This is a genomic window from Streptomyces sp. NPDC059037 (assembly GCF_042740015.1).
Lineage (GTDB): Bacteria > Actinomycetota > Actinomycetes > Streptomycetales > Streptomycetaceae > Streptomyces.
Window position 1 is genome coordinate 1 of sequence record NZ_JBHYIG010000042.1, and the last position, 13,151, is coordinate 13,151.

Genomic DNA, 13,151 nt, shown 5'->3' on the forward strand with positions numbered 1-13,151 from the left:
TGCATATAGTGCACACGCAGGTATTCGCAGCGCCCTACATCAGGGGGACCCCATGGCCCGCAACTTTCTCTTCGTGCTCGGCAGCGCCCGCCCCGGCGGCAACTCCGAGACCCTGGCCCGCAAGGCCGCCGAGCAGCTTCCGTCCGGTGTCGGGCAGCGCTGGCTGAGCCTCGCCGAGCATCCGGTGCCCGACTTCGAGGACCTGCGCCACGACGGCGAACGCCCGCGCGCCCGCCCCCGCCCGGCCGGCGACAACGAGGCGCTGCTCCTGGACGCCACCCTCGACGCCACGGACATCGTCATCGTGTCGCCGCTGTACTGGTACTCCCTCTCGGCCACCACCAAGCGCTACCTCGACTACTGGGACGCCTGGCTCGAAGTCCCGGAGCTCGACTTCAAGGACACCCTGAAGGGCCGCACCCTGTGGGGCGTGACCGCCCTCGCGCACACCGAGGAGGAGGTGGCGGCCCCGCTGATCGGCACGCTGAACCACACCGCGGCGTTCTTCCCGATGCGCTTCGGCGGTGTCCTGCTCGGCAACGGCTCACGGCCGGGCAACGTGCTCGACGACACCGATGCCCTCTCCCGCGCCAAGACCTTCTTCGCCCAGGAGCCGCCGCTCGCCCGCTACCCGTACGACAAGGACTGACGCTCAGGCAGTGATGTCCTTCGCGCCGAACCTCGCCCAGGCCGCCGAGCCGAAGACGACCGCGTAGAGACCTTGCAGGCCGAGGTTCTTGACCAGCTCGTCCCAGTAGACCGGCTCACGCAGCAGGTCCGCGAAGGACAGCCAGTAGTGCGAGAAGAAGTACGGCTGGATGGCGTGCAGTTGAGGGATCTGGTCGAGGATCTGGATCGTGATCAGCAGGCCGACGGTCGTCGCCATCGCCGCGATGCCGCTGCTGGTCAGCGTCGACACGAAGAGTCCGAGCGCGGCCACGCCGATCAGCGACGCGGCGACCGCGAGCGCGATGAGCAGGGCGCGCAGCATCCCCTCGCCGAAGCTGATCCGCGTACCGGAGATCGTGGTGACCTCACCGACCGGGAAGAGCAGGGCCCCGACGGCGAGCGCCGAGACCGCCACGACAAGGGTCGCGACCAGGCAGAACGTGATGGTCGTCGCGTACTTCACGAGCAGCAGACGGGTGCGTCCCGCGGGCGCGACAAGGAGATAGCGCAGCGTACCCGCGCTGGACTCGCCCGCGATGGAGTCGCCCGCGACGACACCGATCGCCATGGGCAGGAAGAACGGCAGCGTCGCGGCGAGGGCGGTGAAGACCAGGAACAGACCGTTGTTGGTGACCTGCGCGATGAACGCGGGACCGCCGCCCTCACCGCCGCCGATCGTCGAGCCGTCGCTGGTCTCGATCTTGACGGCGACACCGACGAGGATCGGTACGGCGGCGAGCACCCCGAGCAGCGCGAGCGTCCGCCAGCGGCGGAAGGTGATCCCCAGCTCGCTGCGCAAGAGCCCGAGGCTCCAGAGCCGCCGCACCTCGCGTACGTCTCTTGCCTCTTCTGCGGCTTGCACCTCTTGTACGTCGGCGACCTCAGCCCGCGACATCGAAGCCCTCCCCCGTCAGCGCCACGAACGCGTCCTCCAGCGAGGCCCGTTCGACACCGAAGCCCCGCACCCGTACACCCGCCCCGACCAGGGCGGCGTTCAGCTCGGCGAGCTCCGTGCCCGGTGGTTCGCCCGTCACCCGGTCCTCCGTCACGACGAGATCCGTCACGCCAAGCTCCTTCAGGACGCGCGCCGCGTCGCCCGTGTCCGGCGTCGTCACGACGAGCCGCCCGCGCGCACCGGCGGCGAGTTCGGCCACCGGACCCTGGGTGATGAGCCGCCCCTGGGCCATCACGGCGGCGTGCGTACAGACCTGCTCGATCTCGTCCAGGAGATGCGAGGAGAGGAAGACGGTCGTGCCCTCGGACGCCAACTCCCGGACCAGTGTCCGGATTTCACGCATGCCCTGCGGGTCGAGACCGTTGGTCGGTTCGTCGAGCACGAGGAGCCTGCGCGGCTGGAGCAGGGCCGCCGCGAGGCCCAGGCGCTGCTTCATGCCCAGTGAGTACGCCTTCGCCTTCTTGCCCGCGGCTGCCGTGAGCCCCACCCGGTCCAGGGCCGATTCGGCGCGGGCACGGCGGGTTCTGGGGTCCGCGGTCGGGTCGGCGGAGTCGTAGCGCAGGAGGTTGTCGCGGCCGGAGAGGAAGCCGTAGAGGGCGGGGCCCTCGATGAGTGCGCCCACGTGCGGCAGCACGGTGCGGGTCGCTCGCGGCATCGCGCTGCCCAGGACCCGTGCGTGGCCGGAAGTCGGCTCGATCAGGCCCATCAGCATCCGGATGGTGGTGGTCTTGCCGGAGCCGTTGGGGCCCAGGAACCCGAAGACGCTGCCTGCGGGGACGGTGAGGCTCAGCTGGTCCACGGCCAGTTGCTTGCCGTAGCGCTTGGTGAGCGCGACGGTTTCGATAACGGGCATATGTCCTCCCTCACCGTCGCGGCGGACTCAGGGGTTCGTACCCTGAGTCCGCCGCAAGTACTTCATCTGCGAGTGCGTTGGGGCTTGTCGCGCCCCGTGGCGGAGCCACAAATGTCACAGCCCCGCGCCCCTTACGGGGCACGTCAGTTCGCGGCGTTTGCCGCCTTCACCAGTGCGTCCTTTGTCACCGCGCCCGCGTAGACCTTGCCGTCATCGGTGATGAGGGCGTTGATCAGGCGGGTCTTGAAGACCGTGCCCTCGCCGAACTTGCCGGACACCTTGTCGCCGAGCGAGTCAAGCAGGCGCTGCGCGTCCGCCGGTACGTCGCCGGATTCGGCCGTCGGGAGGCCCTGGCCGCCGGGCAGTTCCAGCTCGGCGATGGAGTTCCAGCCCTTGCCGATGACGTTCAGACCGTTCAGGTCCTCCTCGCCCTTGAACTCCTTGGCGTCGCCCTTGAAGCCGTGCTTCTGCTGCTCGGCCTTGGCGTCGTCGGCCTCGGTGACCTTCGCGCCCTTGGGCGGCGTGAAGTCGAAGGTCGACGCCGAAGGCTTGGCGAAGTCGACCTTCGTGAAGCCCGCGTCGACGACCGCGCTGCCGCCGCCCGCCGGAGACAGCGTGAACTTCAGCGGCGTACCGGTCTTGGAGTCCACCGCGACGGTGATCTGACCGACCGTCGAGCCGGCCTGCTTGGGCTTGATGACCAGGCGGTAGGCGTCGCGGCCCGCGACCTGCGCGGTGCCGTCGACCTTCACCGACGTCGTGTCGTCGACCGCCTTCAGGGCCTCTTCGGCCAGTTCCTTGGGGGTGGACGGGACGTCCTTGGGAAGGTCCGTCTTCCCCGACTTCCCCGAGTCCCCGGCCTTGCCCGCCGACTTGGAGTGGTACGCCTCGTTCGACTTGCTGTCGTAGGCCCATACGTCGTCGCCGTTGTGGATCAGGCTGTACTCGGCCGCGTCGTCCAGGACGGACAGCTTCTGCTTGTCGGGGCCGTCGGCGGCGACGCGCAGCGTGTGCGTGCCGGACGCCAGCTCCATCAGCTTGGACTGCGGGTCGGCGGACGATCCCTCGCCGTCCTCGCCTCCGCCGCCGCCCGGGGCGAAGCCGCCGGTCATGCCGCCGCCCAGGGACGGGAGTCCGAGGTCGGTGCTGATCTTCACCGTGCCGGAGAGCTGTTCCGTGTCCGACGCGGCGATCTTCTCGATGAGTTCCTGAGCGGTGACGTCGGGCAGGTCGGGGTCGCCCGACGTGGCGAGCGCCGGGACGAGCCCGATGGTCGCCGCCGCCACCCCCGCCACCGCGACCGGGACCGCGTAACGCGCCGCCTTGCGGCGGCCGGCGCGCGGCGCCTCGGCCTCATTGGTGTTCTGCTCCGGTTCGTACGGTGCCATTGTGTGCCCTACCTCCGTGGTCGGCGGCGGCCTTCCCTGTACGTGCCTGCGTCCACCCCGCGCCGCCATTCTCACCCGAATAGGTCAGGAGTGGTTGTTTCTTGCTGGACCTTGCTTGTCTCCATACGACCAAATCGGCCAGCGAGAAGCGTCAGACCCCGGGAGCAACTCCACGTACTGCTGTGGGATGACAGAAGGCGGTGGCGCCTCCCCCATCCCGTAGGGGAGACGCCACTTGGGCCGAGCTCGCTGCCGGTGTGGATCAGCGCTCGCTGAACCGGCTCAGCGCTGGATGAACACGTAGTCCGCCCCGTACGGCACCTTCGCGATGGCGCCCGGCTCGCAGTCACCGGCGGGCGCGACCCCGCCGACCGTGTTCAGGCGCAGGATCTCCGCCGTGCCGGCGAGCAGCCCTCGCGGCTTGCCGATCTGCGTTGCCGCCAGGTCGAGTTCGGGGATGTTCTTGTCGCCGTTCGGCGTCCTGGAGATCAGCTTGCCGGTGACCGCGCTGCGGTCGGGGGCCACCCATTGCGGGGTGCCCGAGTTGGGCGCGGTGAAGCTGTGCGCGATGTTCCCCTGCAGCCGGGCGCTGACGTCGCGCTGGGCGAAGGCGAACTTGCCGGAGCCGTCGTCGGCCTTCTTGCACTCGTAGATCTGCTCGCCCCGGACCACGGACGCCTGGAAGTTGGCGGCCGCGTGGCGGAAGTCGAAGGCGGTGGTCACCTTGTGGAGCTGACCGCGGACGGCGCCGCCGGGGAACTCGGCGGTGTGCAGGTTGGCGTAGAAGCTGTTGGGGTTGTTCTTCAGCTGGTCGAGGAGTGCCGCGTCGTCGACCTTGACCGTGCCGGTGACGCGGTGGCCCTTGGCCTTGTCGAGCAGCTTGGTGAAGTCGACCTTGACGCCGCCGTTGGCGCCGCGCTCGCCCTGGTGGATGTGGAGTGCGGTCGGCTTGCCGGTGCCGCGCCACTTGACGGTGACGGACACCTTGTCGCCCTTGACCTTGACGAACTCCAGGGCCCTGCCGTCCTTGTCGCCGACGGCGGGGCCGCCCTGCACGGGCACCTCGTTCGCGCCGTTCATGCTCGCGGCGAAGATCGATCCGCCGTCCTCGCTGCCGCTGTGCGCGGCCGATGGCTGCACCGTGACCGCCACACCCGCCGCGGCGGCGACGGCGACACCTGCGGCGAGCAGGGACCGGCGGCGGCGCGCGGACGTACCGGAAGTACCGGAAGTACCGGAAGTACCAAGAATGCCCATGATCCGAAATCTCCCCGTACATGAGCTGACGCCCCCTGCGTCAGCTTCTGGGCATGAGTACGGAGCGGATCCGAGCCTGGACTCAATCCAATCTTGCCCAGGTGATGTGACCTGCATCACAGAGACATAGGATCGAGTGGAAGGGCCCCGGACTCGATCCGTACCCGCCGTACCCGCGAAAAGAGGGGGTCGCCATGCTCGCGACCCGATCAGGGAAACTCCGGCGCACCCGGCGCGTCAGCGGTTACGCCGCCGCGGCAGCCGCCGTCCTCGCGCTCACCGCGTCCGGCTGCGGCGACAGCGGCGGCGACGGCGACAGCGGGGGCGGCACCAAGAACTCCGCGACGCTCACCGCCACCGAGGTCGACGGGGTCGGCACGGTCGTCACCGACAGCAAGGGGTACGTCCTGTACCGCTTCGACGAGGACACCGCGAAGCCGTCCAAGTCCAACTGCAACGACAACTGCGAAAAGATCTGGCCTGCCACACCCGCCCCCGGCACGGTGACCGTCAAGGGCGTCGACAAGGACCTGGTCGGCACGGTCACCCGCGACGACGGCACCAAGCAGCTCACCCTCGACGGCTGGCCGCTCTACACCTACGCCAAGGACGACGAGCCGCGCGAGGCGCAGGGCCAGGGCGTGGACGGCACTTGGTACGCCGTCACACCGACCGGCGCGAAGGCGCAGACCACCACGGACCAGCCCGAGGACGAGGACTCCGGGGGCGGCTACGGCTACTGACGCCGAGCGCCCCTGGGCAGGCTCCGAACCTGGGCAGGCTCCGAACCTCAGCCCGCCCGGTGCACCACGAGATCGCAGAGCTCCACAAGCGACGTCTTGGCGTCGCAGTCCCGCAGCGGCGCGAGCGTGGCCCGTGCCTCCTCGGCGAACCGCACGGTGTCCTTGCGCGCCTGCTCAAGGGCCGGGTGCACGCGCAGCCGCGCAAGCGCCTCGGCGTGCCGGGCGTCGTCCGTCAGGTCGGAGTCGAGCAGCTCGCACAGGGCGATGTCCTCGGGAAGACCGAGCTTCTCCACCCGCTCGCGCAGCCGGAGCACCGGAAGCGTGGGGATGCCTTCACGGAGGTCCGTGCCCGGAGTCTTGCCGGACTCGTGCGAGTCGGACGCGATGTCCAGTACGTCGTCGGCCAACTGGAACGCGACGCCAAGACGCTCGCCGTACTGGGTCAGGACGTCCACGACGGTCTCGTCGGCGCCCGACATCATGGCGCCGAAACGACACGCCACAGCGACCAGCGAGCCGGTCTTGCCGCCGAGCACGTCCAGATAGTGGTCGACCGGGTCGCGGCCCTCGGTCGGCCCCGCGGTCTCCAGGATCTGGCCGGTGACCAGGCGTTCGAAGGCCTCGGCCTGGATGCGGACGGCGTCCGGACCGAGGTCGGCCAGGATGTACGAGGCGCGGGCGAACAGGAAGTCGCCGGTCAGGACGGCCACCGAGTTGCCCCAGCGCTGGTTGGCGCTCTCGACGCCGCGGCGCACATCGGCCTCGTCCATCACGTCGTCGTGGTAGAGCGTCGCGAGGTGCGTCAACTCCACGACCACGGCGGAGGGCACGACGCCCGGCGCATAGGGATCGCCGAACTGCGCGGCGAGCATCACGAGCAGCGGCCTGAACCGCTTGCCGCCCGCGCGCACCAGATGCTGTGCCGCCTCCGTGATGAAGGGGACCCCGCTTTTGGTGGCGTCGAGCAGACCTTCCTCGACGGCCGCCAATCCGGCCTGGACATCGGCTTCGAGAGCCTGGTCCCGCACGCTGAGGCCGAAGGGCCCGACGACGGTCACGAGGGGTTCTCCTGTCTGCTGACGATCACAAGTCGGTCACTCGGTCGATCATCACTCGGTCGATCTTCGCGTGATGACGGGGTCGATGACACGGTTTGTCGATGTGTCGCTGCCATCACTCAAGTCAGCGTATCCGGTCGCCTTTCGATCACAGTGGGCACCCGCCTGTGCAATGCCGCCCAGGCGGGGCGCGATCACCGCCGGTATGTTCTTGATCAGCTGATACGAACCAGAAGACCGCAACGCCCCGTAAACGACCGAACCACCGGGAGCAGCTCCTTGTCCCGCACGCTGGCCGAAGCCGAACCGCCCCCGGATCCTTCCACGGAGCCGCCGCCGGGCGACGACCACGCCTTCTTCGGTCAGCCGCGCGGGCTGCTCACCCTCTCCGGACTCGAAGTCTGGGAGCGCTTCTCGTTCCTCGGCATGCAGGCCATCCTCGTCCTCTACTTCGCGGACTCCGTCGCCAACGACGGCATGGGCATGGATTCCGGAACTGCCGCGTCCGTGTCGGCTGCGTACGGAACGCTCGTCTATCTCGTCTCGGTGGCGGGCGGCTGGCTCGCCGACCGCATCCTCGGCTCCTACCGCGCGGTCCTGTGGGGCGGCATCCTCATCGCCTGCGGGCACTACTCGATGGCGGTGCCGACGGCGACGATGACCTGGGCCGGGCTCGGTCTGATCAGCGCGGGCACCGGACTGCTCAAGCCGAACGTCGCCTCCATGGTCGGCAAGCTCTACCGCACCGACGACGACCGGCGCGACGCCGGTTTCGCGCTCTACTACATGGCGATCAACGTGGGCGCCTTCGCGGGACCGCTGATCACCGGCTGGCTCGGCGACCACAAGGGCTGGCACTGGGGCTTCTCGGCGGCCGCGATCGGCATGACCTTCGGCCTCGTCCAGTACGTGTGGGGGCGGCGCCATCTCGCCGGGCGCAAGGCGTCCGCCGAATTCGCGCTGCCCCGGGATGCGATGCGCCGGGCGGCGTTCCTGATCGTCGTGGGCATCGTCACCGTGGCCGCCGTGGGCGGTCTGCTCGCCGGCGTCGGCTGGCTCACCATGGACCGCTTCGTCGACCTGCTCACCCTGATCTCGGTGATCGCGCCGGCCGTCTACTTCGCGGTCATGTTCCGCAGCCCGCGCGTGACGGCCGAGGAACGCGGCCGTCTCAAGCCGTACATCGTGCTCTTCCTGGCGTCGGTCGTCTTCAACTTCATCCTGTTCCAGGCGTACTCGACGATGATCCTGCTCGCGTCGACGAACGCCGAGACCTCGGTCTTCGGCTTCACCTTCCCCGCCAGCTGGTACGCCTCCGCGCTCGGCGCCTTCGAGGTCGCGCTCGCCCCGGTCGTCGCCGCGGTCTGGGCGAAGATGGGCCACGGCCAGCCGCATGCGTCCAACAAGATCGCGTTCGGCGTGATCCTGGGCGGCCTCTCGTTCCTCCTGATGGTCCTGCCGACCTCGGGGCACTCCGACGACACGTACAAGATGGCCGTCTGGTGGATCGTCGGCTCGTATCTGCTGCTCGGGCTCGGCGACATCCTCGTCGAGACCTCCGGCATGTCGGCCACGACGAAACTCGCCCCCAAGGCCTTCGCCAGCCAGACGATGTCCCTCTGGTTCCTCTCGCTCGCCCTCGCCAACGGCATCCAGGCGCAGACCGTGAAGCTCTACGGAGAGGTCTCCAACCCGGCGTACTTCGGCGTGAACGGCGCCATCGCGGTGGCCGCCGGTGTCGTCGTCATCCTGCTCGCACCGTGGCTGCGCCGCACCATGCACCCCGTCCATTGAGGTTCCCGCCATGCAGATTCGCTCCTCCTTCCCGTACGAGACCACCCGCGAGGACGTCCAGGTACCCCTCCCGGACGGGACCAAGCTGTACGCGCGCATCTGGCGCCCGGTGACGGACGAACCCGTCCCCGCGCTCCTCGAATACCTCCCCTACCGGCTGAGCGACTGGACGGCGCCGCGCGACTGGCAGCGCCACCCCTGGTACGCGGGCCACGGCTACGCCTCCGTGCGCGTGGACGTGCGGGGCCACGGCAACTCGGAGGGCATGCCGGGCGACGAGTACTCGGCGGTCGAGCTGGCCGACGGGGTCGCGGTCGTCAACTGGCTCGCCGCGCAGCCCTGGTGCACGGGCAAGGTCGGCATGTTCGGCATCTCCTGGGGCGGCTTCAACTCCCTCCAGATCGCGGCTCTCGCGCCCGAGCCGCTCAAGGCGGTCGTCACGGTCTGCTCGACGGACGACCGTTATGACAACGACGTGCACTACATGGGTGGTTCCGTCCTCGCGGTGGACATGCACGCATGGGCGGCGACGATGCTGGCCTTCGTGTCGCGCCCGCCGGACCCGCTGTTCGCCGGCTCCGACTGGCGCGAGATGTGGCTGGCCCGCCTCGAAGCCGTGGATCCCTTCATCCACACCTGGCTCGACCACCAGACCCGCGACGACTACTGGCGGCACGGCAGCGTCTGCGAGGACTACTCGGCGATCGGCGCGGCGGTGCTCGCGGTGGGCGGCTTCCACGATCCCTACCGGGACACGGTGCTGCGCCTGGTCGAGCATCTGCCGGGCGACGTACGGGGGTTGATCGGCCCGTGGTCGCACCAGTACCCGGACCGGGGCCTGCCGCCGGGCCCGGCGATCGGCTTCCTCCAGGAGACGCTGCGGTGGTGGGACCACCACTTGAAGGGCGTCGAGAACGACGTCATGTCCGAGCCGAAGCTCCGCTCCTGGATCAGTGATTCGCACCGGCCCGCGACGGTGTACGACGAGCTGCCGGGCGGCTGGGTCGGCGACCCCTCCTGGCCGTCCCCGAACGTCACCCCCGTGTCGTACGCCCTCCAGGGCAACCCCCTGATCGTGAACTCCCCGCAGCACACCGGCCTGGACGCGGGCCGCTTCTTCCCCTTCGGCAACGACGCCGACCTGCCGCCGGACCAGCGGGACGAGGACGCCAAGTCGGCGTGCTTCGAGTTCGAGGTGCCCGCTGCGGTACGCATCCTGGGCCGGCCCCGGGTGAAACTGCGGCTCCGCATGGACGTGCCCTTCGGGCAGGCGATCGCCCGGGTGTGCGACGTGGCCCCGGACGGCTCGTCGACCCTGGTCACGCGCGGCGTCCTCAACCTGTCCGCCCGCCATGGGCGCGACCGGGCGGACGCCTGGCCGCTCGGCGACACCGAGGACGTGACGTTCGACCTGAACGCCATCGGGTACGCGTTCCCGCCGGGGCACCGGATCCGGCTCGCGGTGTCGTCGGCGTACTGGCCGTGGATCTGGCCGCAGGCGGACTCGGCGGGCTTCGTCCTCGACCCGGCGGGCAGCTCCCTGGAACTGCCGGTCAGGGAGGGGGAATTGGACCCCGGGATCACCTTCGCCGAGCCCGAGCAGTCCGAGCCCCTGGAGGTCGTGCACCCGGCGACGCTCGACGAGCAGCGCCCCGAGCGCCTGGTCGTACGCGATGTGGCGAAGGGCGAATGGCGCCTGGAGGTGGACCCGCGCTACGGCGGCACGCGGGTCTACCCGGACGGCCTTGAATTCACCGAGGACGCGCTGGAGACGTACACGATCAACGAGTCCGACCCCCTCTCCGCCCGCACCCGCTCCGACTGGACGATCCGCCTGCACCGCCCCGAACTGGCCTGGGACGTACGGGTGGAGTCACGCTCCGAGATCACCTGCGACGCGGCGGACTTCATCACGTCGAACGAGGTGGTGTGCAAGGACGGCGGAGAGGTGGTGTTCCACCGCACGTGGGAGAAGCGAATTCCGCGGACGGCGGGGTGAGTTGCGTCCCCGTAAGGGTCGTGGGGACTGCGGGGTGAGTTGCGCCCCGTAAGGGTCGTGGGAACTGCGCGACAAGCCCCCACCGGGCCCGCAGGTGGATCACCCCACTCCAGCAAGGCGCTCCAGAACCACGGCCACTCCATCCTCCTCATTGGACGAAGTCACCTCATCCGCAGCCGACTTGAGATCGGGATGCGCGTTGGCCATGGCAACGCCCCGCGCCGCCCACACGAACATCGGTACGTCATTGGGCATGTCGCCGAAGGCGATCGTGTCCGCGGAGCTCATCCCGAGCCGCTCGGCGGCGAGCGCGAGGCCGGTCGCCTTGGTCACCCCGCGCGGCTGCAGCTCGACCGTGCCGGGACCGGACATGGTGACGGTGGCGAGGGACCCGACGGCATCACGCGCCACGGCGGCCAACTCGTCGTCGGTCAGCTCGGGATGGCGCAGCAGCACCTTGCTGATCGGCTCGGCCCAGAGCGCGTCACGCCGCCGCACCCGCACGGCCGGCAGCGTGGGGTGCGGCATCAGGTACTCCGGCTCGATGAGGGTGAGCCCGTCCACTCCGTCCTGGTCGACGGCGGCGTGCACCTGCCCCACCTCGGCCTCGATCTTGCCGAGCGCGGCCTCGGCGAGCTCCCGGTCCAGGGTCACCGACCACACCATCCGGTCGGACTCCGCGTCGTACAACTGCGCCCCCTGCCCGCAGACGGCGAGACCGCCGCTGCCCATGTCGTCGAGGAGCGGCTTCACGCGCGGCGCGGGCCGCCCGGTCACCACCAGGTGCCGTGCCCCGGCGGCGACCGTCGCCGCCAGTGCGGCCCGCGACCGGTCGGAGATGGTGTCGTCGCCGCGCAGCAGCGTTCCGTCCAGGTCAGTGGCGATAAGTGAATATGCGAGGGGAGCGGCCATGATCCAGAGAATACGGATCCGCGGCGATGCCGAAAGCAACGTCACAGGAGCTGTGACGGGCGCAGTGCGCCGGTCGCACAACCGGCGCTCCGGGGATTCACTGGGACGTGTCTCTCCGAACGGCTCGGGGCGCACGCCGGGGTGGGGCGACGGGTGCCCGCACGGGTGCCGAGACGGGTGCCGAATCCACCCGATTCCCCTTCGCCTTGGCCCTAGTTGGCCGTCGCCGCAGACCTCCCGTTCCCCCTCGCCCACCGCCCCTTCGTCCTCCCTCGCCCGCCCCTCAGCCGTGCGCCGCCGCGAGATGCCGGGCAAGGCGCGGCGAGGCGAACTCCGTCCCGCACACGAACCGCATCACCGGTCCGTACGAGGCCGCCGCCGGCAGCCCCGTGAAGTAGAGGCCGGGCACCGACGAGACGTACCCCGCACCGAGCTTCGGCGTCCCCCGGCTCACCGCCAGGCGGGCGCGGAGAGCATGGCCCAGGAAGTCCATCGCGGCGATGTCGACCCGATAGCCCGTCGCCGCTATGACGTGGTCGGCGGAGAGCTCGCGGGTGCGGCCGCCCAGGGTCTCGACCCGCAGGACCGGGCTGCCGTCACGGACGTCCGCCGATGCGACGCGGCGGACCTCGCGCGTCTCGACCTTGCCCTCGAAGCGGTCGCGCAGCCACCAGGCGCCAAGCGGTCCCAGGATGCGGCGGACCAGGAAGTGGCGGGCCTGCGGGGGCAGATAGCGGTAGGGGTGCGGGTAGTAGCTGATCGCGTAGAGCGACCAGGCGCGGCCGAACGGCGACTCGGGGCGCAGCCTCGGCTGCTCCCAGGGGGGCGCCCCGAAGCCCACCGACCCCTTGCCGCGCGCCACCACCCGTACGTTCGCGCCCGCTTCGGCTGCGAGCGCGGCCGTCTCCAGGGCGGACTGGCCCGCGCCGACCACGATCAGGTCGCGCCCGGAGAACCGCGACAGGTCGTGGTGCTGCGAGCTGTGCGAGACGGGCCCTGTGGGGGTCGGTCCGTCCGGTACGGCCGCCGCAAGCTCGGGCGGCAGCTGCGCGAGGCCGGAGAGCCCGGTCGCGACGACGACCGCGCGGGCCGTGAACTGCTCGCCGGAGTCCAGCTTCAGCTCGAAGCCCGCCGTGCCCCTGCGGTCGACCGACACCACTCGCACCTGTTCGAGTTCGGGCACGAGCTTCTGCTTGAACCACTCCCCGTAGGCGACGAAGGTCTCCACGGGGATGATGTCCTCGTCGGTGACCAGGCGTGGTATCCCCGCCGCGTCGCAGTAGTCGACGAGGTTGTGGCCGCGCTGCGGCGCGTCGATGTTCGACGCCGCGGGCGTCGACTTCAGGAGCATCCCCGCGGGCATATGGGCGCGCCAACTGACCATGGGCTCGCCGAAGATCCGCACCGGGATGCCGCGGGCCCGCAGATGGGCCGCGGTGGACAGGCCGAACGGGCCCGCCCCGATGATTGCTACTGGCTGGATCACGAAGTCCCTCCCCAGGACGTCACTTGTTGCGTGTGCC

The 13,151-nt window shown here is 70.0% G+C and carries 11 protein-coding genes; 4 read left to right on the forward strand and 7 right to left on the reverse strand.

The annotated features are described in order from the left end of the window. The first annotated feature begins 52 nt into the window (after positions 1-52). Positions 53-649: a flavodoxin family protein gene (locus tag ACFWY6_RS11950; protein WP_384688070.1), complete on the forward strand. Its 597-nt coding sequence runs from the start codon at positions 53-55 to the stop codon at positions 647-649. A 3-nt stretch (positions 650-652) separates the two neighbouring features. On the opposite strand, the gene ACFWY6_RS11955 is transcribed toward ACFWY6_RS11950, so the two are convergent. The 4 genes from ACFWY6_RS11955 to ACFWY6_RS11970 form a co-directional block, all read right to left on the reverse strand. Continuing rightward, positions 653-1,564, reverse strand: a complete 912-nt coding sequence (locus tag ACFWY6_RS11955) for an ABC transporter permease (RefSeq protein ID WP_384688072.1) — start codon at positions 1,562-1,564, stop codon at positions 653-655. Then, the gene (locus ACFWY6_RS11960; protein WP_384688075.1) at positions 1,551-2,477 is read right to left on the reverse strand and encodes an ABC transporter ATP-binding protein; all 927 of its coding nucleotides are present in this window, start codon (positions 2,475-2,477) and stop codon (positions 1,551-1,553) included. Before ACFWY6_RS11960 ends, ACFWY6_RS11955 begins: the two co-directional genes overlap by 14 nt. A 143-nt stretch (positions 2,478-2,620) precedes the next feature. Next, positions 2,621-3,865 carry an outer membrane lipoprotein carrier protein LolA gene (locus tag ACFWY6_RS11965; protein ID WP_384688077.1) on the reverse strand — a complete coding sequence of 415 codons (1,245 nt, stop codon included), beginning with the start codon at positions 3,863-3,865 and terminating at the stop codon, positions 2,621-2,623. Positions 3,866-4,147: 282 nt separating this feature from the next. Further along, the gene (locus ACFWY6_RS11970; RefSeq protein ID WP_384688081.1) at positions 4,148-5,122 is read right to left on the reverse strand and encodes a CHRD domain-containing protein; all 975 of its coding nucleotides are present in this window, start codon (positions 5,120-5,122) and stop codon (positions 4,148-4,150) included. Positions 5,123-5,316: 194 nt separating this feature from the next. On the opposite strand from ACFWY6_RS11970, the gene ACFWY6_RS11975 reads away from it, so the two are divergent. Beyond that, entirely contained in the window at positions 5,317-5,865 is a 549-nt protein-coding gene (locus tag ACFWY6_RS11975; RefSeq protein WP_384688084.1) for a hypothetical protein, read from the forward strand. Positions 5,866-5,912: 47 nt separating this feature from the next. On the opposite strand, the gene ACFWY6_RS11980 is transcribed toward ACFWY6_RS11975, so the two are convergent. After that, complete coding sequence (locus ACFWY6_RS11980) at positions 5,913-6,923, reverse strand: polyprenyl synthetase family protein (protein ID WP_384688087.1); 1,011 nt, start codon at positions 6,921-6,923, stop codon at positions 5,913-5,915. A gap of 279 nt (positions 6,924-7,202) precedes the next feature. Here ACFWY6_RS11980 and ACFWY6_RS11985 point away from each other — a divergent pair, with 279 nt between their 5' ends. Beyond that, the gene (locus ACFWY6_RS11985) at positions 7,203-8,717 is read left to right on the forward strand and encodes a peptide MFS transporter (protein ID WP_384688089.1); all 1,515 of its coding nucleotides are present in this window, start codon (positions 7,203-7,205) and stop codon (positions 8,715-8,717) included. Positions 8,718-8,727: 10 nt separating this feature from the next. After that, on the forward strand, positions 8,728-10,716 hold the full coding sequence (locus ACFWY6_RS11990; RefSeq protein ID WP_384688091.1) for a CocE/NonD family hydrolase: 1,989 nt from the start codon (positions 8,728-8,730) through the stop codon (positions 10,714-10,716). 99 nt (positions 10,717-10,815) lie between these two features. Here ACFWY6_RS11990 and ACFWY6_RS11995 read toward each other — a convergent pair whose 3' ends face one another. Together ACFWY6_RS11995 and ACFWY6_RS12000 are read right to left on the reverse strand one after the other, a co-directional pair. Continuing rightward, entirely contained in the window at positions 10,816-11,628 is an 813-nt protein-coding gene (locus ACFWY6_RS11995) for an HAD family hydrolase (RefSeq protein WP_384688093.1), read from the reverse strand. A 283-nt stretch (positions 11,629-11,911) separates the two neighbouring features. Then, the gene (locus ACFWY6_RS12000) at positions 11,912-13,114 is read right to left on the reverse strand and encodes an FAD-dependent oxidoreductase (RefSeq protein ID WP_384688096.1); all 1,203 of its coding nucleotides are present in this window, start codon (positions 13,112-13,114) and stop codon (positions 11,912-11,914) included. Positions 13,115-13,151: the final 37 nt, after the last annotated feature.